The sequence below is a fragment of the Paenibacillus sp. JL3B1040 genome (assembly GCF_057063165.1).
This window is the reverse complement of the sequence record NZ_CM169317.1, coordinates 5,102,501-5,124,459: the sequence shown is the minus strand read 5'-3', so window position 1 is coordinate 5,124,459 and position 21,959 is coordinate 5,102,501. Positions and strand designations below refer to the sequence as shown.

At 54.8% G+C, this 21,959-nt stretch carries 15 protein-coding genes (1 of these 15 cut by a window edge); 14 read left to right on the top strand and 1 reads right to left on the bottom strand.

All coding sequences use genetic code 11. The features are described 5' to 3' along the window. The first annotated feature begins 494 nt into the window (after positions 1-494). The 8 genes from ligA (at position 495) to ACZF99_RS23525 (ending at position 11,581) form a co-directional block, all read left to right on the top strand. Positions 495-2,513, top strand: coding sequence for an NAD-dependent DNA ligase LigA (ligA, locus tag ACZF99_RS23560; protein ID WP_483607321.1), 2,019 nt, complete (start codon positions 495-497; stop codon positions 2,511-2,513). 238 nt (positions 2,514-2,751) lie between these two features. Beyond that, complete coding sequence (locus ACZF99_RS23555) at positions 2,752-3,729, top strand: ABC transporter permease (RefSeq protein WP_483607320.1); 978 nt, start codon at positions 2,752-2,754, stop codon at positions 3,727-3,729. 15 nt (positions 3,730-3,744) lie between these two features. Then, positions 3,745-4,611 carry a carbohydrate ABC transporter permease gene (locus tag ACZF99_RS23550; protein ID WP_483607319.1) on the top strand — a complete coding sequence of 289 codons (867 nt, stop codon included), beginning with the start codon at positions 3,745-3,747 and terminating at the stop codon, positions 4,609-4,611. 352 nt (positions 4,612-4,963) lie between these two features. Then, positions 4,964-6,502, top strand: coding sequence for an extracellular solute-binding protein (locus ACZF99_RS23545; protein ID WP_483607318.1), 1,539 nt, complete (start codon positions 4,964-4,966; stop codon positions 6,500-6,502). 23 nt (positions 6,503-6,525) lie between these two features. Beyond that, entirely contained in the window at positions 6,526-7,299 is a 774-nt protein-coding gene (locus ACZF99_RS23540; protein ID WP_483607317.1) for a glucosamine-6-phosphate deaminase, read from the top strand. Beyond that, positions 7,289-8,455 (top strand): N-acetylglucosamine-6-phosphate deacetylase, encoded by a 1,167-nt coding sequence (locus tag ACZF99_RS23535; protein ID WP_483607316.1) that lies wholly within the window; start codon positions 7,289-7,291, stop codon positions 8,453-8,455. The genes ACZF99_RS23540 and ACZF99_RS23535 overlap by 11 nt, the downstream gene beginning before the upstream one ends. A gap of 361 nt (positions 8,456-8,816) precedes the next feature. Further along, on the top strand, positions 8,817-10,652 hold the full coding sequence (locus tag ACZF99_RS23530) for a glycoside hydrolase family 20 zincin-like fold domain-containing protein (RefSeq protein ID WP_483607315.1): 1,836 nt from the start codon (positions 8,817-8,819) through the stop codon (positions 10,650-10,652). 5 nt (positions 10,653-10,657) lie between these two features. After that, positions 10,658-11,581 (top strand): Gfo/Idh/MocA family oxidoreductase, encoded by a 924-nt coding sequence (locus ACZF99_RS23525; RefSeq protein WP_483607314.1) that lies wholly within the window; start codon positions 10,658-10,660, stop codon positions 11,579-11,581. Here ACZF99_RS23525 and ACZF99_RS23520 read toward each other — a convergent pair. Continuing rightward, complete coding sequence (locus tag ACZF99_RS23520; protein ID WP_483607313.1) at positions 11,574-13,880, bottom strand: helix-turn-helix domain-containing protein; 2,307 nt, start codon at positions 13,878-13,880, stop codon at positions 11,574-11,576. The two genes, ACZF99_RS23525 and ACZF99_RS23520, sit on opposite strands and share 8 nt — an antisense overlap. A gap of 138 nt (positions 13,881-14,018) precedes the next feature. Here ACZF99_RS23520 and ACZF99_RS23515 point away from each other — a divergent pair, with 138 nt between their 5' ends. The 6 genes from ACZF99_RS23515 to ACZF99_RS23490 all read left to right on the top strand — a co-directional run. Then, positions 14,019-14,993, top strand: coding sequence for a Gfo/Idh/MocA family protein (locus ACZF99_RS23515; RefSeq protein WP_483607312.1), 975 nt, complete (start codon positions 14,019-14,021; stop codon positions 14,991-14,993). Positions 14,994-15,270: 277 nt separating this feature from the next. Then, positions 15,271-16,632, top strand: a complete 1,362-nt coding sequence (locus ACZF99_RS23510; protein WP_483607311.1) for a radical SAM protein — start codon at positions 15,271-15,273, stop codon at positions 16,630-16,632. 275 nt (positions 16,633-16,907) lie between these two features. Beyond that, positions 16,908-18,374: an ABC transporter substrate-binding protein gene (locus ACZF99_RS23505; RefSeq protein WP_483607310.1), complete on the top strand. Its 1,467-nt coding sequence runs from the start codon at positions 16,908-16,910 to the stop codon at positions 18,372-18,374. A gap of 46 nt (positions 18,375-18,420) precedes the next feature. Beyond that, positions 18,421-19,881, top strand: a complete 1,461-nt coding sequence (locus tag ACZF99_RS23500; RefSeq protein WP_483607309.1) for an ABC transporter substrate-binding protein — start codon at positions 18,421-18,423, stop codon at positions 19,879-19,881. An 82-nt stretch (positions 19,882-19,963) separates the two neighbouring features. After that, entirely contained in the window at positions 19,964-21,448 is a 1,485-nt protein-coding gene (locus ACZF99_RS23495; protein ID WP_483607308.1) for an ABC transporter substrate-binding protein, read from the top strand. A 203-nt stretch (positions 21,449-21,651) separates the two neighbouring features. Continuing rightward, a protein-coding gene (locus ACZF99_RS23490) for an MFS transporter (protein ID WP_483607307.1) crosses the window boundary here: on the top strand, positions 21,652-21,959 show its beginning. Its footprint extends 877 nt past the window's final position; the window shows 308 of its 1,185 coding nt (coding positions 1-308); it begins with the start codon at positions 21,652-21,654; its stop codon lies off the right edge, out of view.

Here is a 21,959-nt window from a genome sequence, read left to right as displayed (position 1 = left end):
TGAGGGTCGCTCCAACAACAAATAAGGTGAATTTATATCCTTATTTTCGTTGGAGCGGAGGTTTTCAAGGAAATAAGGATAATTTATAATCTTATTTTGCGCGTTTGGCGGTAATCGGGGGGGTGTTGTGTGAAATAGCGCCGTTTTTTACCCTTATTCCCCGTAAAATGCCGCATTCCCGGCCAATAGCGTTAAAAAATCCCCTTATTCTCGTGGGCGACGGATGCCATCGGGCCTGCGTAGTGCAAATCGGCCCTACGTAGTGTAAATCCGCCTTACGTGGTGCGAATCCGCCTACGTAGTGCGAATCCGTCTTACGTAGTGCGAATCCGCCTTACGTAGCACAATTCCGCCTACGTAGTACGGCTCGCGAACTCTGTTGAGCATTACCGTACTTATCCCTAAACTTAAGTTATCTACTCTACGGAGCGAACCCTGCCGGGTTCCTTCGTTCCATACATAATCCTAATCTAATGAAGGAGGGTTGTCCCTGCATGGATGCGATGCAGCAAATGGAGCGGCTCGTCGAGCAGCTGAACCGGTACAACTATCATTATTACACTTTGGATGAGCCGCTCATCAGCGACAAGGAGTACGATCGGCTGTACGATGAATTGACTGCGCTTGAGGCGCAGACGGGGATCACCCTCCCGGATTCGCCGACGGTGCGCGTGGGCGGCGAGCTGCTGGAGGGATTCAAGCCGCACCGTCATCTTGCCCCGCTGTGGAGCCTCGACAAAGCGCAAAACGAGGAGCAACTGCTGAACTGGAACAACCGGGTTCTCAAACTCATCGCGGATTATAACGGCAAGAACCCGAATACGCCCCTGCCGGACCCGACCTATGTGGTTGAGCTCAAATTCGACGGGTTGACGCTGAATCTCACCTACACCGGCGGCCAGCTCGTACAGGCCTCAACCCGCGGCAATGGCGTTGTGGGCGAGGGGATTTTGCCCCAGGTGAAAACGATCCAATCCGTGCCGCTGACCATTCCTTACCGCGACGGGACCATCGAGGTGCAAGGCGAGGGCATCATGAATTTGTCGGTGCTGGCCAAATACAACGAGACGGCGGCCGAGCCGCTGAAGAACGCCCGCAACGCCGCCGCCGGCGCCCTGCGCAACCTGAATCCGCGTACGACGGCGGAGCGGAAGCTGAGCGCATTTTTCTACAATGTGGGATATTCGGACAACCTGAAATTTCAGGATCATCGGGAAATGATGGCGTTTCTCAAGGACAACCGTTTCAAGGTGAATCCTTATGTAACCTACCATGACCGCTTTGACCAGGTGATCGAGACCCTTCACGATATCGTGGAAAAGCGCTCCACCTTCGATTACCTGATCGACGGAGCCGTGATCAAAATTACCGATATGCGCACGCGCGAAGTGCTCGGTTACACCGACAAGTTTCCGCGCTGGGCGGTCGCCTTCAAGTTCGAAGCGGAGGAGACGACGACGATTCTCGAATCCGTTTCCTGGAACGTTGGGCGGACCGGCAAAATCACGCCGCTGGCCAAGGTCGAAGCGGTCGAACTGGCCGGTGTGACCGTCCAGAACTGCACGCTCAACAACATCGGCGACATCGAACGCAAAAACCTGAAGTTCGCTTTGGGCACCCGCGTCTTCATCCGCCGCTCCAACGACGTGATACCGGAAATCCTCGGCAAGGTACCTGACGAACCGTACGGCGAAGAGATCGTTTACCCCGAGGTTTGCCCGGCTTGCGGCACGCCGCTGGAGCAGCGCGGCGCCCATTTGTTCTGCAACAACCGGCTCGGATGCAAACCGCAAATCGTCGCCCGGATTACGCATTTTGCTTCCCGGGACGCCATGGACATCGAGACGTTCAGCGAAAAAACGGCCGAGCAGCTCCATGATGAATTGAACCTTCGCGAACCGGCCGACTTGTATACGTTAACGTTCGAGGATTTAATCAAGCTGGAGCGCTTCGGCGAGAAGAAAGCCAACAATCTGCTGCAGGCAATCAAGCAGAGCAAAGGACGCGACCTCGCTTCCTTCCTGTTTGCGCTGGGCATTCCGAACACCGGCAAATCGACGACCAAGGTGCTGGCCGATCATTTCGGCAGCCTGGACGCCGTGATGGCCGCGACGGCCGAAGAACTGACGACCTTGCCGGACATCGGCGGCATTGTGGCCGAGAGCATCGTGACCTTCTTCGCCGATCCGTTCTACCAGGCGGGCATCCGCAAGATGCTGGAGCTCGGCGTTTCGCCGAAGGCTCCGGCCAAGCCGACCGCGCCGGTGACCGACTCCTTCTTCTCCGGCAAAACGGTCGTACTCACCGGCACATTGCATCAGTTGAGCCGGGACGAGGCGACCGAACGGCTTGAAGCGCTCGGCGCCAAAGTGACCGGCAGCGTATCGAAGAAGACCGACCTCGTCATCGCCGGCGAGAAGGCCGGCAGCAAACTGGCCAAAGCCCAGGAGCTGGGGATCCCGGTCATCGAAGACGAGAACGAATTGATTCGGTTGTTGAACGAGAACGGCTGACCGCTTCTATCCAATAAAATAGCATTTCGCCAACCCCCGAAAGCAAACCGGTCCAGGCCGCGCGCTTTCGGGGGTTTTGATTTGGCGGCAGTTTATCTCCATTTTCTCGCATTCGTCTACCTTTCTTCCGTTTTTCGGGATTCGGCAGAGAAGTCGGCAAAAGTGGAGATTTTCCCGTTCCCTTCGTTTGGATATGATGATTCCGCAAGGCTTCCAAAACGAAGAAGGAGTAATGCATATGATTGAAGCAGGCGCGCATCGAGGCGCAAATCAAGCGGGGCCGGCGGTTGGCAGGGGCCGAACGTTGCGAAGCGTCGGATGGAGGCGGACCTGGCATAAGAACAAGTATTTGTGGCTGTTGTTTCTGCCTTGTCTGGTGTATTATCTGATTTTTCGCTACGCCCCCATGTTCGGGTTGGTGATTACCTTCAAAGATTACAATCTGTTCAAGGGGATCTGGGACAGCGAATGGGTCGGGCTCAAGTATTACCGGATGTTCTTGGAGAACCCGGATTTTTTTCTGCTGCTGAAAAACACATTTTTGCTGGGCTTTTACAAGCTGTTTTTTGGTTTCCCGGCTCCCATCCTGCTGGCGTTATTGCTCAATGAACTTAAGAATGTAGTGTTCAAGCGGTTCGTGCAGACCGTCAGCTATCTGCCCCACTTCATTTCCAATGTGGTTGTGGCCAGCATGGTCATCATGTTCCTGTCCCCGTCCGGCGGGCTGATCAACAAGATCATTCAGGGGCTGGGCTTTGAACCCATCAATTTCATGGTCGAGCCGGGCATGTTCCGGGGGATCTATGTCATCTCGGAGATCTGGCAGAACATCGGTTGGGAAACCATCATTTATCTGGCAGCGCTTACGGCCATTGATCCGATGTTGCATGAAGCGGCCAGCATCGACGGGGCCAGCCGGTTAAGGAAGCTATGGCATGTGACGATTCCGGGAATCGCTCCCGCCATTGTCATTACGCTGATTCTGAATATCGGCAAAGTGCTGGAGATCGGTTTTGAAAAAGTATTTCTCATGCAGAATCCGGCCATCTATGATACCGCCGACATTATCAGCACCTATGTGTACCGGGTCGGCATGAATCAGGGCAATTTCAGCTACGGCGCGGCCATCGATCTGTTCATGGGCGTGATCAGCCTGATCTTCATCTACAGCGCCAACTTTATCAGCCGCCGGGTTGGCGAAACCAGCTTGTGGTAGGAGGGGATGTATCGCATGAGGAAGAAATTCAGCTTATTTACGGTCATCAATGTATTCTTGATGCTGCTACTGGTTGTGGTCACCGCGTATCCGTTCATTTATATGCTGGCCGTCTCTTTGAGCGGGGATGTGTATGTCATGAAAGGGGAGGTGTCGTTCTGGCCCAAGGGGTTTAACTTGGATATGTATGAGCTTGTTTTCAAAGACCCCAAAATTTGGATCGCCTATAAAAATACGATTGTCTACACCGTTCTGGGCACGGTGATCGCCTTGGCCGTCACGTCGACCGGCGCTTACGCCTTGTCCCGGAAGGACATGAAATTCCACTCTTTTTTCACCATGCTGGTGGTGTTCACCATGTTTTTCAGCGGCGGGATGATCCCGACCTTCCTGGTCGTCCGTTCCCTTGGATTTGTGGATACCCTTTGGGGCATGGTGCTGCCGGGGGCGGTGAGCACCTGGAACCTGATCCTGATGCGGACCTTCTTCTCCGGCATCCCGAAAGAACTGGAGGAATCGGGACGGATGGACGGATTGAATGATATCGGCATCTTTCTGCGGATTATTTTGCCGCTGTCCCAGGCGTCCTTGGCTACCATCGCCCTGTTCTATGCCGTGGGCCTGTGGAACAACTTCACCTTTCCGCTTCTGTACCTTCGCTCGTCGGAGTTGTTTCCGCTGCAGGTACTTCTCCGCAACCTGGTCCTGGCCGGCAGCGCCAGCTCCGGGGATGTGACCCAGATAGGGGGTGATAACCAGGTCGTTGAGGAATCGCTGAAATTTGCGACCATCATGGTTTCGTCGTTACCGATTATGCTGGTGTACCCGTTTATTCAGAAGTACTTCGTCAAAGGGGTCATGATCGGCGCGGTCAAGGGGTAGTTCAAAAAGTCATCTTCGGATCACGATGCAGATCAGGAAGCGAAGTCGACGTCGAAGCTTGAATTCAGCCGCTCTAGCAAGCTAACGGAAACCAGAGACGCTATTATTACGCTTTAGGGCAGCTTCCGCTTTATAACGGAACGAGGAGACCTTATTTCGGCAAAAAACGACCAAACAGCCGCCGTGGGAGCCCGATAAGGTCACTGGAATCCGTTACAGCGGGAAATAGTCGGGAAATAGGCAAATAAGGTCATAACGTTCCGTTACGTTCGGCGTGGCAGACGTCTCGGCGCTCCAACCCTAATTTTTATGGTATGAATGCGCTTTAATTTGATTAAAGGAGGATGTTTTCATGAAAAAAACAGTTGTATTACTCCTGACTCTGACTTTGGCCGGACTCACAGCCGCAGGGTGCGGCGGCAAGGATGGGACGACGGATCCTGCAACGGCGAACTCTGCAGGTCCTGCGGGGACGGAGGGCAAGACGCTGACGGCTTTACTGGACAGCAACGCGACTTTCCCGTACTCCAAGGATTGGCCGGTCTGGACATGGATCAAAGAAAAAACCGGCGTGACGCTCGAGGTGCAGACGCCCTCCGGCAAACTGGACGATACGCTGAACCTGGTGGTGGCCTCCAAGGATATGCCGGATCTGATGTACATGCCGAACCGCAGGGAGTCCAATAGATTCGGCGATCAGGGCGCGCTCGTGAATCTTCTGGATTATACGGAAGATATGCCCAACCTGCAGAAATGGATGGAGAAGTACCCGGAGGAGGTCGAAGCGGCTCTTTCCGCCGACGGCAAAATGTACATGTTCCCGAACCAAGGCTTCGGCGAGACGAACCGGATGATCTGGATGTACCGGGAGGACGTGTTTAAGAAAGAGGGACTGCAGGCGCCCCAAACCTATGACGAGCTGTACGACGTACTCAAGCAGTTGAAGGCCAAATACCCCGACAGCACGCCGCTTGCCATCCGTTACGGTCAGATCCCCGGCGAAATGAACACCAACCTGACCGCCAACTTCGAGACGGGCGAAGGACCCTACTATGATTTCGATAAAAAAGAATGGCGCTACGGCCCTACCGAGGACCATTACAAGGCCATGGTTGCGATGTGGAACAAGTTCTACAAGGAAGGACTCATTCCGGCCGACTTCCTGTCCATGCAAACGAAGCAATGGCAGGATGTCGTTTCCACCGGCAAGGCGTTTATTACCATCGACTATATCAGCCGGGTGGATTTCTTCAATAATGCCATGCGCAAGGAGAATCCCGAGTTCAACATGCAGTTTATGGCTCCGCCGGCCGGAGCGCCCGGGGGCAAGCAGCTAAATCCGTACTTCCATTATCTTGAGGGCGGCTTGACCTTGGCCTCCACCTCCAAAAATATCAAAGACGTCTTGAAGTACATGGACTTTTTCTACTCGGAAGAAGGCCGGGACTTGACGAGCTGGGGAGTGGAAGGAGAGACCTACATTACGGAGGGCGGCGCGAAAAAATTCAAACCGGAATTCACCGATGTGACGGAAATGCGCAAACAAACCGGGCTGCAAACCAGCGGTACGTATACCTGGATTGATTTTGACGCTCATTTGTCCCTGTTCTCCCCGGATCTGCAAAATGCCTATAAGGAAGCCGTCAAGTATGACCCTCCGGCCATGCAGCCCCGTCCGGCTTTTACGGAAGAAGAGAACGAAGTAATCTCTATCACCGGCCAGGCCATAAATAAACACCGGGACGAAAGCTTTGCCAAATTCGTCACCGGTACCCGAAGCCTGAGCGAGTGGGATAAATACGTCGAGGAAATGAACAAATTGGGCGTTGACACTCTGTTGGATACGTATAAGACAGCCCATAAACGGGTGGAAAGCATCAATCTAAAGTAAATCCGGAAGAAAGGAAGCCAGCTATGGAAAGCATGATTCGGCCTTTAGAAGTACGGATGGCGGATCGCCTGAGAGTTCGAATTTATGGCAGCCGCCAACACCTGGGAGCCGCGGCCGCGATGGCGGTCGGCGCCAAGATGCGGGAGCTGCTGGCGGATCAGCCGCGGGTAAGGATGATTTTTGCCGCCGCTCCCTCCCAGAACGAATTTTATGAAGGACTCATTCAAGAGCAGGGCGTGGATTGGTCCCGGGTATCCGCTTTTCATATGGATGAGTATCTCGGCCTTGCGGATGATGCACCGCAAAAGTTCGGCACCTATTTAAGCGAGCGTCTGTTCAGCAAGGTAAAACCGGGGCGGGTATTCCTGATCGACGGCGGTCGAGGAGCCCGGGAGGAGTGCTTGCGTTATTCCGGCCTTCTGCAAGAAGTGCCTGTCGATATCGTATGCCTGGGCATCGGCGAGAACGGACATATCGCCTTTAACGATCCGCCGGTGGCCGATTTCGCCGATCCGGCTATGATGAAGCCGGTTGAGCTGGAGCTTGCCTGCCGGAGACAGCAGGTCCATGACGGGTGCTTCTCCCGTCTGGACGAGGTCCCGACCCATGCCCTAACCCTGACGATCCCGGCCCTCATGGCCGCGTCCCATCTGTTCTGCATGGTGCCGGGCACGAGCAAGCGGAAGGCCGTCAGGCAAACGCTGGAAGGCCCCGTGTCCGTGGAATGTCCGGCCTCGATTCTCCGCACTCACGGAAACTGCACCTTATTTGTGGATCGGGACTCCTATGGAGATTAAGGGGATCCATTATGCTACGGGAGAAGCGATTGCCGTCCGGACCATCCAAGGAAGGATTGCCGGGATCGAACCTTTGGCGGCCAGCGAACGGGAAAGAGAAGCGCTGCCGTGGCTCGCGCCGGGATTGGTGGATCTGCAGGTTAACGGCTGCGGGGGCCTGGATTTCAATACCTTGCCGTTGGAGCCCGAAACCGTGCTGCGGATAACGGAACTTTTGCTTTCCGCGGGCGTGACCGCCTATTGCCCGACTCTCATCACCAATAGCTACGAGGCGATAACGGCGGCGGCCGCCGCCATTGCCGAAGCCGCCCGCCGGTACCCTTCCGTCAGTCGGGGGCTGGCCGGCATTCATCTGGAGGGGCCTTTTATCTCCCCTGAAGATGGACCGCGGGGGGCTCATCCCCGGCAGCATGTATGCCCGCCGGATTGGGAACGGTTTTGCCGCTGGCAGGAGGCTGCGGAGGGAAGGATTAGAGTCGTGACCTTGTCTCCGGAATGGCCCGGCGCCTGTTCTTTTATCTCCCGCTGCGCCGAGAGCGGCGTCCTGGTCTCCATCGGGCATACGGCCGCCACGCCGGAGCAGATTCGGGCTGCGGTTGCCGCCGGGGCGCGGATGTCCACCCACTTGGGGAACGGGGCTCATCTGACGTTGCCCCGTCATCCCAACTATATCTGGGAGCAGTTGGCCCAGGAGGAGCTGTACGCCTGCATGATCGCGGACGGCTTCCATCTGCCGCCGTCGGTGCTGAAGGTGATTCTGAAAGTCAAAGGGAAACGAACCCTTCTGGTCAGCGATGCCGTGTCCTTGAGCGGGATGCCTCCCGGCAGCTATGAACTCCATATTGGGGGCCGGGTCGTGCTCACCCCCGAGGGCAGGCTGCATCTGGAAGGAGCGCCCGGATTGCTGGCCGGTTCCGTCAAGCTTCCCGCGCAGCAGATTGCCCATCTGCTGCAGCACGGCTTGGCGACTTTGCCCGAGGCCTGGGATTGCGCCTCCACAACGCCCGCGAAGCTGCTGGGGTTACCCGCAGCGGCGGGGCTGAGCGTCGGCGCGCCCGCGGATTTGGCGGCGTTCCGTATCGAAGGAGACGGCGGCGGCATCCGCATGCTCCAGACCTACAAGCTGGGCAAACCCTGCATGACCGCACGGGAATAGGTCGGATTAAACTTCGACTAAATCATCGGTCGGACACGGTTAAGCTTCCGGGAAGCTTAACCCACGCTAAGCTAAATACAACTAAGTGGAAAAAATGCATCTATTTTGGCTAATATACCGGGTTTTCGGAGAATTAAGTGGAAATCATCCATCTTTTTTTTATTCAAATCGGCAGCTTGAGCAAAAAAACTCCAAAATAAGTGGAGGTTTTCCACTTAGACTCTGACTTGGGATATATGGCGGGATAAATAAGTGTAGGATTTCCAACTAGCGGGAAGGGAGAATTTCCCGTCATCAACAGGCGGCATGCAGTTAGAGGATGATAATCGCGAATAAACACACGAGGTCGGGAGGAGATAAAATGTTGCAAACCATACCGCAAGTCAAAGAGCTCCGCATGCGTACGCAGGACGGAGGTGCTTTTTCGCCGGGGCAGGGAGCGGGGCTTCAATTGCTGCTCAGGCTGGAACGGCCCGAGGGCCGTCTTGAAGCCCATGCCCAAAACGCTTTTCCGGACTGCAGGCTCGAAAGCGCCCATACCCCTAAGGGTTATCTGTTATGGTTGGGAAAGTCCGGGCGGCGGGAGCCGGTATTGAAGCCGGACACCCTGTCTTCGCTGGAAGGCCGTCCGGAGGGGTATGTGTTGACGGTGGAAGCGGCGGGAGTCGAGATCCAGGCGTTGGATGCGGCCGGGCTGTTTTACGGTCTGCAAACCTTGCGGCAATGGGCCGGCCGTTATCCGGCCATCCCGGCGGTCACGGTTGTGGATTGGCCGGATACGGCCTGCCGGTGTATGAACTTCGACCTGCGCCAGACTTACTCAAGGCCGGAACGGCTGGTGGAATACCTCAAGGAATTTGCCTGCTGGAAAATCAACGCCGTGCTGATTGAATACGAGGACAAATTCCCCTTTGACCTGCATCCGGAGCTCCGCCACCCCCGCCACGCGTTAACCGCCGACCAATTTGAGGCGTTGCGGCGAACCGCGAGGGACTATTTTATCGAGATCATCCCCCTGCAGCAGAGCTTCGGGCATCTGGAGTACGTCCTGCGCCATGACCGGTACAAGGGGCTGCGGGAGACGGCGGAATCCACGGGCGAGCTGTGCCCTTCCCGGCCGGAGTCGCTCACGCTCGTTACGGAGCTGCTGCAGGAGATGATGGATCGCCACCCCGACTCCCGCTACATTCATCTGGGCTGCGACGAGGTGTACAGCCTCTGCGAGTGCGAATTATGCCGCGAGCGGCATGAGGGCTCGCGGGAACGGGCGTTCATCGCCTTCCTGAACAAGCTGATCGATTATGCCGCGAGCCGGGGCAAAACGCCGATCTTCTGGCACGACATGCTGGACAAATGCCCGGAGGAGGAGCTGCAGCGGTTGGATAAGCGGGGCGTCGCCATGATCTGGATTTACAACGGACGCAATATCGAGGCCGAGGTGTCCGCGCTGACCGAGCGCTTTCGCCGCCATGGCATCCGGGTCATGGGGGCGCCGGCCGTCCGCTGCTTCGATTGGAGAGAGCAGCAAAATTACCCGGTGATTCACAACAGGGTGGATAATCTGGCGCAGTGGTCCCGGACTGCGGATAAGCTCGAGCTGGACTGTCTGGTCGCCACGAACTGGACCGGGGCCTTCAGCCTCGGGGTGCCTTACGGCATTTTTGAAACGACCTGGTACCTGATGGGGCTGCATGCGGATTTGTGCTGGAACCGCGATGCCGATATAGCCGGTTATATTGACCGTTTCCTCTCCCTGTTTCACGGGATCGAAGCCGCCGCCTCCCGCAGCAGGCTGGGGAACTATACCACGGAGGATTACTACGAGATCATCTGGAGGCTGGAGGACGAGGTAAGGCTGAACAAGGATTACGCCCGTCTGATCGCGGTGATGCACGACTTTGAAGTAGCCACCGACAAATCTCGGGCCATTCATAAATATGTGTATCGCTGGGAGCTGTTTCCCGGCGACGAGGCGGAATGGCGCTCTTTGGAAAACAACTACCGCCGAAATACCGCCGGACTGAATCGGGTTCGGCCGGAGATGACGGCGATCCTGAACAAGTTCCAGCCCGAAGATATGGCGGAGCATTATGTCCTGTCCCGGTTTTACCTCCACGATTATCTGGAACGAACCATTTATCGGGATATAGGCTTGTCCATGCCTCCTGCCTCATCAACGGAAACGACGAAAGGGTGAAGGATATGCCGAACCCCCTGCGCATCGCCATGATTGGCACGGACAACTCACGGGCGGTCGCCTTTACCCGATTGCTTCACGATCCGCAGCAGCCCGGCCATGTCCCCGGCGGGATCATCGCCGCGGCCTATCCCGGCGAAAAAGTCGCGGATTTCGCGATGAGCTATGACCGCCTGGACGATTTTACGCGCCGGCTCCGGGAGGATTGGGGCGTGCGCATCGCCGCAACGCCGGAAGCGGCGGCGGACGGGTGCGACGCTTTGATGCTGGAGATGGTGGATGGACGAAGCCGATTGTCGATGCTCCGGCGGCTCTTGCCTTTGGGCAAACCGATTTTTATCGACAAACCCTTGGCCCTCGGCGGCAAGGATGCCGAACAAATGCTGGAGGAGGCGCGGCGGTGGAACGTCCCCGTCATGAGCTCCTCCGCCCTCCGCTATGCCGGAGCCTTATCCGCCGCGCTGTCCCCTGAACGGCGAAGGGAAGCGGGGGCCGTGATCGGCGCGGACTTTTACGGGCCGCTAGCGCTGGAGGCCACGCAGCCCGGGCTATTCTGGTATGGCATCCATCTGGCGGAGATGCTGTACCGGGCCATGGGCACGGGCTGCCGCTATGTGCAGGCCGTCGTGACGGAAGGCTGCGAGATGGTCGGCGCCGTATGGGAAGACGGCCGTATCGGCTCGATTCGCGGCAACAAAGGAGGAGGCAACAGTCCTTACGGCGGAGTGATCCATCATGAAAAGGACAGCTTTAGCCTGGAGGTACGAAGCGGCGCCGGGAACTGTTTTTCCGCTCAATTGGAGCGGATCATTCATTTTTTTGCAACCGGCGAATCCGATGTGGAACCCGCCGAAATGGCGGAGATGATCCGCTTTATTGAAGCCGCGAATCAAAGCCGCGCAACGGGAAAGCGGGTCCGGCTTATCTGAAGACTCCCAAGTTTCCCGTAGTGCCCTCTTCCGGCTGCTGCATGTTAATCCGTCTGTATTCGCCGGGGGTAATGCCGGAGTAGCGCTTGAACATGCGGATGAATGAGTTGACGTTTTGATAGCCCACCTGGGCCGCCACATCCTTGATTTTGTATTCCGGCTGCCGCAGCATGCGTTTGGCGTGTTGGACCCGCAGGTTATTCAGAGTGTCGCTGAAATTTTGTCCGGTCTTGCTTTTGAACAAGGTGGATAAGTATCCGGGAGTAAGGTTCAGTTTGTCGGCCAGTAAATCCAGGGTGATGTCATCGTGCAGATTTGCTTCCAGATGCTCCATGACAAACTGGATCACCGGGTCCTGATCCCCGGATTTAAGCCGGATCTGCCGAAGAGCGGGCCCAAGCAGTTGACGGAACCACTCTTCATATTGTTCGACGCTGTAAAAATCGTTCAACCTATCCAAGGAAGGCCGCTGCGCTTCGCCCGGAGAAGCCGGATGAAAGCGGGCCAGAGACTTTTCCAGCAAATCGGAGACCTCGGCGGCAAACAGCAGGTACTGTTCGATGTAAGCCCCCTTCTTGTTCAGGTCCGCGAGAATACGGGAAATCCAGGCAAGCATGGCCTCTTCGCTGCCGGTCATTAAGCGGGTATGAAACTCTTCTTCCTGCAGGGCCGTAAGCCGAGCGCTTTTGATTGCGGCATGAGAAGTACGCTTGGATACAATAATCTGCGCTTCATCGTTCAATTTCCGTTCTTTAAGCAGGTCGCATACCGAATCGTAGGCCTGGGTAAAATCCGCCGAGGGTGGAAAAACATCGCTGACGGCGATGGTCGGGAAAAACAACTCCCGGTCCACATCGAGCATCTGCTTTAGCTGTTCCAGCGTCGCCCTAATATCCGTTTGGCTTTCCTCGATAAACAGAAGGGAAAGCACCAAATCCTTCTCGATCTGAAAAGTCACGGACTCCCGTCCGGATTCCAGCCAGACGCAGTCAATGCATTCTTTGATAAAACGGGCGGCCTGGCTGCGGTCAAAGCTGGATCCTTCACTTTTGAACGTGATTCGGGTCAGCACGAACCGGACAGGTTTCTCGGTCTGGACCAGCTCGGTCAACTCCGATAAGTTCATAGGAATATTCCTCAGCTTGTTGGTATAGATGTAATTGCGAACCAATTGCGTTTTTTTGGCGAGATCTTGGGCGATATCCCGGTTCACCTTCAGCATGTGGGACATTTCGTCGCCGATCAGGTCAAACTCCCTGATTTGGCTTGGCGGCAAGCCGTCCGGCTCCAGTCTTCGCTGCTGCATCAGCTCCAGCATTTTGCGTACCGGATGATTCAGCTTCAGGCTAAACAACACCGAGGTGCTGATGCTAATCAGGATAGTGACCAGCAGAAGGGTCAGCAGCACTAGGTTCAGCTTCAACAACTGCGAGGAAATGCTCTTGATCGGCACGGCGCTGATGTAGGTGAACCCGGTTTCCGCCCCTTTTCCGTAGAAGAAATAGTATCCGTTTTTCTCAAAATAGGATGATGGCTGCGATAGCGTTGGCAGCGCTTCCAACAACGGAGCGGAGGAAGTGGAATAAAGGGCTTCCCCGTCGGCGTCCAGGATAAAGAAAGGATGACCGGTGTTGGAATAACTCGCTTGAAACAGCTTCTGGGCATCAAGCATGGCGATGAAGTATACGTCGCGATAAGAGGTTGTCTTTAGGATCACCGGAAGCAGGAGACCTTTGGATTTGTCGGTCAGCACCGTTTTTTCCCGAAACTCGGCGGCAGGGAAAACGCGAAAGAATTCATCCTCATCAAACTGGCGGTTCCAAAACGACAAAGGGTAAGCCGGGCTGACATAGTACTTGGTGAACATGTCGTCCGCGCTGAGAGTTCCCTCTTTTTCCAGCACATAAGCATCATTGCGAAAGTGAAAAATGACATTCTCCAAATGCAAAAACGGGTTGGTGTAAAGCAGCTTGGTTGCCGATTCCACTTCCACGATCCTGTCATAGCCGTTTTTGGCTTTGATATTGCGCAGGATATTCAGATTGACCATCCACTGCTCATTCTGGTTAAGTCCGACCAGTGCCGTTTTGATCTGGCGGAAGTTATTCTCGTAGCTCTCGATGGCATGCTTCATATTCAGTGCATTGTAGTGAACGATCTCGTTGAATATTTTTTCCTTCAGATAAAAGAAAGTAAAGAAGTTAAAGGCCGCCAGCAGGATAATGACAGCCAGAAAACTCCGCATCAGCCTGCCGAAGAGAGAGCGGCTCGCGGAACGGAAGCGGTGCAATAGCTTCATACGGTAAAGGCCCCCCTTTATCTGACGTTGCTTTTTTAATCATAATGCTATTCTTATTTTTGGAACAATAAGCACTTTTCTTTAATCGTATACACCTTTTCGGTTTTCTGAAGAAAAAGGACAGGAAGGTCGGGGAACATGAAATCGGACTATCGGGTCGTTGTTTTGGGGGCGGGAGGCATTGCGCGCCGCCATTTGCAGGCGCTGGGAAGCCTGGAACGGGCAAAATGCGTGGCGGTTGCCGATGTGCAGGAGCCACGGGCGGCATCCTGTGCGGAGGAGTTCCGGGTCCGCGCCTACCGGAGCTATCGGGAGATGCTGGAGCGGGAGGAACCGGATATCGCCATCATCACGCTGCCGCATCATCTCCACCATGAAGCGGTTATGGCATGCGCATCGCTTCATATTCATATGCTGCTGGAGAAACCGATGGCGTTATCCGTTGCGGAATGCGACGACATGATCGCCGCCGCCGCGGGGCGGGCGGTGTTGATGATCGGCCATACCCAGCATTATCTGCCCGAGAACCGGACCGCCAAGGAATGGGTGGACTCCGGCAGGCTGGGAAGGCTGCTCATGCTGCAGGATACCCGTCATATTCACTATTTTACCGAATCCCGGCCAAGCTGGTTTTTCAATCGGCGGGAGTCCGGGGGCGGCATTCTCGCCAATTTGGGTTCCCACAGCGTGGATAAGCTGCAGTGGTTTACGGGCCAACGCGTTTCGCGGGTACTGGCGGAGGTGATGCGTCCGGGGACCGCGGGCGATGTGGAGGGAGCCGGGCTGGTGATGCTGCGGACGAAGGGCGGCGTTGCCGCCTCCCTTTGTTTATCCGGGTACATGGGGGCGCCGCGAAACGAGACGGAAATGATATTTACCGGCGGGATGCTGCGGCTAAGCGGCGGAGGACTGTGGGTTAGCGAAGGGGGCGATTATCGGCAGGTGGAGCTGAATCCGCAAAAGGACCCTTTTATCCTGCAATTGGAGGACCTGATCGCTTCCGTCGAAAGCGGCCGGCCGCCGGAATGCGGTCCCGAGTATTCGCGAAGTCTGGTGGCGGTAACGGAAGCCATCTACCGCTCCGGCAAGACGGGCGAGATTATAGGGGTGTAACCGAAGTTCAATACACGCTGCCCGGTCGCTTTGCACGATTATCCCCTTTGATCAGGTAGCAGAGAAATGGGCAAAAGTTAGCCTCACTCCGGGTCCCTCCCCCCTGAATGAAAGGGATAATCGTGCAAAGGTAGCATGAGAGATACCAAGCCAAGGTACGGAAAAATACGAAAAAAAGTGACGCGGATCATGGAAAAAAGGGATGGTATTCCTCATCATAGGTCAATGGACGAAACGTCCGTTTGGGATCAAACATCAACATAAAGGTGGAGAAAACATGAATCACGACGCGTTACAGTGGAAGCCTTCGCGTTTTAATGCGCAAAGCGAAACGGATGACGGCGGCCTGATGCTGTATAACAGCTACACTGGGGCCATTGCCGCCTGTTCGCCGGCCGAACGGAATCAGGTGCTGGAGTGGCTGGCCCCGGCCGCGCCTGTCCCGGAACCCGCGCCTCCGCTGTACGAATCGCTGATTGAACAAGGGTTTCTCGTCCCCGGCGATACGGACGAAATGCGGCGTGCCCTGTTTCTGCATCAATCCATGCACGCGCAAGATGCGATGCATCTGGTGTTGCTGGTGACGGAAGCCTGCAATTTCCGCTGTACTTATTGTTACGAGTCGTTCCCTCGGGCAACGATGCGCGAGGAGGTGCTTCGGGGATTGGAGACCTACATGGCCGAGCGGGCCCGCACGCTGAAACAGCTCACGATCAGCTGGCATGGCGGCGAACCGTTATTGGTTCCGCACGTGATCGAACGGTTATCCCGTTCCTTCATGGCGTCCTGCGAGGCTAACGGCGCCGTATACGGCGCGGAAATGTCGACCAACGGGTACTACTTGACTCGGGACAGATTCGAGCAGATGCTGGATCTGCGCGTGGAGCGTTTTATGGTCACGCTGGACGGGGAAGGCGCTGTGCACGACGCCCGGCGCGGGCTTAACGGCGGCGGCGCGACTTATCGGACGATCGTGGACCATTTGCTGTCTTTAAAACAGGTGGATCGACCGTTTGAAATCAATTTGCGCGTGAACTTCGATAACAGCAATCTGGAGGACGTATCCCGGTTTATCCCGGTTTTGCGCGATTTGTTCGGCGATGATCCGCGGTTTAAGGTGTATTTCCGTCCCGTGGGATGCATGGGCGGCGAGAACGACCTGAACCTGCCGGTATGCGATGAGCGGACGAAAGACCGCAGCATTTGGGCTTTCAATGAGCGGGCGATCGCGGAGGGGCTCACGGTCAGCTCTTTCATTTCGGATATTTTGCTGCCGACCGGTGCGGTTTGTTATGCGGCAAAGCCGAATTCCTTAATCGTTGGTTCGGACGGAATGCTGTACAAATGCTCGGTTGCGCTGGAGCAGGACAATAACCGCTTGGGGCGGATTCATGAGGACGGCACGATGGATCTGGATTACGACAAGCTGGCGCTGTGGACGACTTCCGGCGAAGAGACGGACGAGAAATGTCAGGCTTGCTTCTTCCGGCCGGCCTGCCAAGGGAATCATTGCCCGCTGTATCGGATGCGGACGGGGAATCGCCCTTGCTCTTATGAGAAACGCCAGATCAAGAAGACTTTACGCACGATTTGGCTGCAAGAACAGAGGGATGCGGCGGCTTCGGAAACTTTGTCTTGATGGCTTTTCCATCCTTAACCATATCCCCCCCAGGCAAGGAGGTGATAGGCATGAAAGTCATTCGTTCCGCGGCTCAGGCTGCGCTCGTAAAAACCGGCCGGGTTTCCAAATCGGTACCGGGCAATTTAAGTTAACCGCCCCGGCGGGCGTAACTCCCCAAGCCGGTCTCTTCAACTATTGAAGGGACCGGCTTTTTCCATGCGAAGTAACTATTTCCTGCTTCCTTCCGTTTTAATAATGAGCGCTCTTATTTTTGATTGATTTTGGAGGTCCAGATGAAAGGGAAATGGCTACATAAGGGATGCCTGGCGTTGTTGGCGTGTACCCTGTTTGCGGGTTGCGCCGCTCGCCCGGTGCAGGAAACGGAGCAACGCTCCAGCCTGAAGGTAATGTATTCGCACGAAAACTCGTTCTATTGGAAATACGGGGATTTGTTTGCGATGAGGTATCCGAATATCGATATTGAAGTCGTCGACATGCAGCGCGCTTACCGCAACCGCGCAACAACGGGCATGAGCCGCGACGAAGCGATTGCCGCGCTGATTGAACAGGAACAGCCGGACGTGCTGCGGTTAACCATGGAACAATACGCGGATTACGCGGCGGAAGGCAAGCTAATGGAGCTCGATGCTTTGATCGAACGCGATAAGTACGATACCGGGAGCATCTACCCGACGCTGCTCGAAACGCTTCGGGAACAAGGCGGCGGCAAGCTGTACGGGTTATCCCCCTATTTTCACGGAAGAGCTCTTTTTTATAATGCGGATTTGTTCGCCAAATACGGAATTGATCCCCCGCATGACGGGATGACCTGGCAGGAAATCATCGACACGGCCCGGCGCTTTCCGACGGACGGCGGCGAAGATACCCGCGTTTACGGGTTTGGCAGCGGCGACTACGGCCTGTCGATGGCGGATCTGGCTTCCTTCATCGCAGATACCCATGGCTTAAAAGCGCTTGATCCGAAAACGATGAAAATGACGCTGAACACGGAATCCTGGAAACAAGCCTATAAATTGGCCAAGGAAGCGGTGGATTCCGGCGCGGTCCACAACCCGAAGGACGGCGGCTTTAGCAGCGGGTCGATGGAGGATTTTTACATGAGCCAGCCGTTTGTAATGGGACGGATGGCCATGACGCTCAGCAGCTCTTATCTGCTGACCGACATCAAAGACGCCAAGGGGCAGGTTAAGGATTACAAACCCTTTCAAATCGGTATCGCGGCCGGGCCGGTCGATCCGGCCGAGCCCGACAAATCCCGGAGTATTTACTTTGACGAGATTTATGCGATTCGGGCGAATTCGCCGAATGCGGATGCCGCATGGGAATTTCTGAAGTTCGTGAACGGCGAAGAATACGCCAAGGTGAACTCGCGAACGATCGACACCGGGCTTTTATCCCGTATGGTGGGGAATAAGGAATATGACGGCGTAAGTCTGGACGCCTTCTACAAATTAAAGCCTAAATTGGATGGCGACCGCGCGCAGGATGAGGAGAAGATCCCCGATGATTTTTATGACCCGTACCAACAGATCGTCGACCGGGAGATCAAGTTGGTCGAGGAGAATAAGAAATCCGTTGAGGAAGCGCTGCAGACGATTGAACAGGAAGGCCAGGCCGTTTTGGACAAGGCGGTCAAAGAAGCGGGCAAGAAGGATAGCACAGGGGCCCCCGCTTCCGGGGACGAGCCAACGATCACCATCATTGATGAAGGCGGCGGCGAGTTGGTTACCAGCCCATAGGTCGTATTTTAACTATTATTAAAAATTGTTCATTTTGGAGGCCAGGATGAAAAGTTTACGATTACGCAATGTGATGTTAGTGGCATTATGCGGGCTACTGTTCGCGGGGTGTGCGAGCGGCCCGGTGAAGGAAGCGGAAGAGCGTTCGAGCTTTAAAGTGATGTATCATGACGAAGGTTTCTTTTTCCGGGAACTCGGTAATTTGTTCGCGATGAAACACCCCAATATCGATATTGAAGTGGTCAGCACGAATCAGATCTATAATCAGGATGTAACGGATTACAACAAGGCGTTTGAGGATTTCGTGGAGAAAGAACAACCGGATGTGATTATGCTGGGCACGGATAACTATGAGGAATTCGCCACCCAAGGCAAATTGATGGAACTGGATCCGCTGATCGAGCGGGACAAATACGACACCGAATCGATTTTTCCCGGGCTCATCGATCTGCTTAAGGAACAAGGCGGCGGCAAACTGTACGGAATGGCCCCCGCTTTTTACGGAAACGCGATTTTTTACAATGCCGATCTGTTCGCCAAATACGGGGTCGAGGTTCCGCACGACGGGATGACCTGGCAGGAAATTCTCGACACGGCCCGCCGGTTTCCGACGGAAGGGGACAAGGACACGCGGGTCTACGGCTTCGGCACAAACTATGGGATGACGTTGGATAATCTTGCCTCTTCGATCGCTCGTACCCAGGGGCTGCAGTATCTCAATACCAATTCGATGAAAATTACGTTGAATACGGATTCCTGGAAACAGGCTTACAAGCTGGCGTTGGACGCTCTCGACTCGGGCGCGGTGTACAATCCCTCGCCGGAGGAAGAGTTCCGGAGCGGAACGATGGAGGACTATTATCAAAGCCAGCCGTTTCTGATGGGCCGGATGGCGATGATCATCGACGGCTCCTATTCGCTGCAATATCTGAAGGAAGCCAAAAACGCGATCAAAGACTATAAACCGTTCCAAGTCGGAGTGGCGGCGGGGCCCGTGGATCCGGCCGAGCCGGACAAGTCCCGGGATTTCGGACTGAGCGAAATTTTTGCGATCCGGGCGAATTCGCCGAATGCGGAAGCGGCCTGGAAGTTCATCAAATTCGTAAACGGCGAGGAATACGCGAAGGTCAAATCCAGAACGTTGAACAGCGGCCTGATGTCTCGCATGGGGGTCTCCAAGGAGTATGATGGCATCAGCCTGGATGTGTTTTATAAGTTAAGTCCGAAGCCGGAAGGCGATAGCATCGATTACAATAAAATTCCGGATGCCTTCCACAGTCAATACCGGACGATCATCGACCGGGAGATGAAGCTGATGCAAGAGAAGAAAAAATCGATCGATGAGACGCTTAAGACGATTGAAGAGGAAGGGCAGGTCGTCCTGGATAAAGCGGTGAAAGAGGAAGCCGCCAAGAAAAAGGACGGGACAGAGGATAACGGTTCGGAGAACGAAGCGGACACGGCCGCCGGCGGCGAGGGTGAGGAAGTGATCATGATCACCAAATAATCGACAGACAGGAAACTATTACCTCCCCTTCATCGTTATATATAGAGAGAGGACCTAAAAACATATTCATTTGGAGGTTATGATGAGGGGAAGTTGGTTACGCAAGGGGCTGCTGATGATGCTCTGCGGTCTGTTATTCGCGGGCTGCGCAAGCCGCCCGACACAGAACAACGAGGAAAGTTCCAGCCTGAAAGTGATGTTTATGGACGAAAGCTATTTTTATCAGGAATATGGGGATTTGTTTGCCATTCAGCACCCGAATGTGGCCATAGAAGTGGTCAGCACGAACAAAATCTACAATAATCGAGACGATAAGGACTTTGATCCGGAAAAGGCTTTCGACGAATTTATCGAGCAAGAACAGCCGGATGTGGTGGTGCTGGATTCGTCCCAATACGAGAAGTACGTGACGGATGGGAAATTGATGGAGCTGGATACGCTGATTGAGCGGGACAAGTACGATACCGAAACCATCTATCCGGCGTTGATTCAAATGCTGAAGGAGAATGGCGGCGGCAAGCTGTATGGGCTGTCACCGACATTTTACGGAAACGCGATTTTTTACAATGCCGATCTGTTCGCCAAATACGGGATCGAGGTTCCGCATGACGGGATGACCTGGAAGGAGCTTCTGGATCTCGCCCGGCGTTTCCCGGTGGAAGGGGATAAGGATAGTCGGGTTTATGGTTTTGGCAGACAGTACGGCATGTCGATGGATAATCTGGCGTCGTCGATCGCTTCGACCCAAGGCCTGCAGTTTTTGAATCCGGACACGATGAAGGTGACGATCAATACGGATTCCTGGAAGCAAGCGTACAAGCTGGCTATGGATGCTCTTGACTCCGGAGCGGTATACAATCCCGAAGGCGACGGCTTTCAAGGCGGGACGATGGAAGAATACTATAAAAGCCAGGTCTTTTTGATGGGGCGGATGGCGATGACCATCGATGGGGTTTATCTGTTGTCCAACCTGAAGCAAGCCCAGGATTCAATCAAAGATTACAAACCGTTTCAAATCGGCATAGCTGCGGGACCGGTGGATCCGGGCGATCCGGAAACGTCCAGAAATATTTACTTCAATGACATCTTCGGGATCCGGGCGAACTCGCCGAATGCGGAAGCGGCCTGGGAGTTTATCAAATTCATCAACAGCGAGGAGTTCGCCAAGGTGAAATCGAGAACCCTGAACAATGGGCTGCCGTCTCGCATGGGGATTTCCAGGGAATATAACGGCGTAAGCCTGGAGTCGTTCTACAAGCTGAAGCCGAAAATGAACAACGACAATCGAAGTTACGAGAAAATCCCGAATGATTTCTATATGCAATACCAGCCGGTGATGGAACGGGAGATGAAATTGGCTCAAGAGAAGAAGAAATCCATCGACGAGGCGCTGCAAACCATTCAGGATGAAGCCCAAGCCATTTTGGACAAAGCGGTAGCGGATGAAGCCGCCAAGAAGGGCTCGGACGATCAGACGGATACCGGGTCCTCAACCGATGGGGCCGCAACGGAAGCCGGCTCTACGGATGCCGTTGTGAACACTACGGACGACGCCTCGGGAGAATAATGCGGATCCGAGTAAGAAGGGGGATTTACGCCTACGGCGTGAGTCCTCCTTTTTTCGAATTTCGAATCCTTAAAAATTCGCGATTTCGCCTTATTTGATGAAAAAACGGAAGGTTTGATCCCAAGGTTTTGCCGTATAATCTTCAAAGGATTTTCGGGCAGAGCCCAGGTAGACTAGACAAAAACGGGTTGGGAGCTGGGCAAATGTCGGGAAAAAAGGGGTTTCTGAATGGTATCGTCATCATCTGCTTTTTCGATCTGTTCGTCCAATTGCCGGTGATGGGCCCGTTCGCCCAAAGTCTTGGCGCCGATGCCTTCCAGATCGGGCTTGCGGTGGGCCTGTATTCACTAACCAATATGATAGGCAATCTGCTTGCCGGCATCTGGATTGACCGGTTTGGCGGCAGGCGAAGTCTCATCCTCGGGTTGATGTTGACGGCGGGGATGATTCTGCTTTACGTTGTCGTGCGGCAACCGGAGCAACTTTTGGTTGTACGATTCTTGCATGGCCT

What these genes read in the sequence shown, in the direction of transcription:
- ACZF99_RS23500 (WP_483607309.1), top strand. Translation starts at nt 18,421, where the DNA reads ATGAAAAGTTTACGATTACGCAATGTGATGTTAGTGGCATTATGCGGG.
- ACZF99_RS23535 (WP_483607316.1), top strand. Translation starts at nt 7,289, where the DNA reads ATGGAGATTAAGGGGATCCATTATGCTACGGGAGAAGCGATTGCCGTC.
- ACZF99_RS23520 (WP_483607313.1), bottom strand. Translation starts at nt 13,880, where the DNA reads ATGAAGCTATTGCACCGCTTCCGTTCCGCGAGCCGCTCTCTCTTCGGC.
- ACZF99_RS23530 (WP_483607315.1), top strand. Translation starts at nt 8,817, where the DNA reads ATGTTGCAAACCATACCGCAAGTCAAAGAGCTCCGCATGCGTACGCAG.
- ligA (WP_483607321.1), top strand. Translation starts at nt 495, where the DNA reads ATGGATGCGATGCAGCAAATGGAGCGGCTCGTCGAGCAGCTGAACCGG.
- ACZF99_RS23515 (WP_483607312.1), top strand. Translation starts at nt 14,019, where the DNA reads ATGAAATCGGACTATCGGGTCGTTGTTTTGGGGGCGGGAGGCATTGCG.
- ACZF99_RS23555 (WP_483607320.1), top strand. Translation starts at nt 2,752, where the DNA reads ATGATTGAAGCAGGCGCGCATCGAGGCGCAAATCAAGCGGGGCCGGCG.
- ACZF99_RS23525 (WP_483607314.1), top strand. Translation starts at nt 10,658, where the DNA reads ATGCCGAACCCCCTGCGCATCGCCATGATTGGCACGGACAACTCACGG.
- ACZF99_RS23540 (WP_483607317.1), top strand. Translation starts at nt 6,526, where the DNA reads ATGGAAAGCATGATTCGGCCTTTAGAAGTACGGATGGCGGATCGCCTG.
- ACZF99_RS23495 (WP_483607308.1), top strand. Translation starts at nt 19,964, where the DNA reads ATGAGGGGAAGTTGGTTACGCAAGGGGCTGCTGATGATGCTCTGCGGT.
- ACZF99_RS23510 (WP_483607311.1), top strand. Translation starts at nt 15,271, where the DNA reads ATGAATCACGACGCGTTACAGTGGAAGCCTTCGCGTTTTAATGCGCAA.
- ACZF99_RS23545 (WP_483607318.1), top strand. Translation starts at nt 4,964, where the DNA reads ATGAAAAAAACAGTTGTATTACTCCTGACTCTGACTTTGGCCGGACTC.
- ACZF99_RS23550 (WP_483607319.1), top strand. Translation starts at nt 3,745, where the DNA reads ATGAGGAAGAAATTCAGCTTATTTACGGTCATCAATGTATTCTTGATG.
- ACZF99_RS23505 (WP_483607310.1), top strand. Translation starts at nt 16,908, where the DNA reads ATGAAAGGGAAATGGCTACATAAGGGATGCCTGGCGTTGTTGGCGTGT.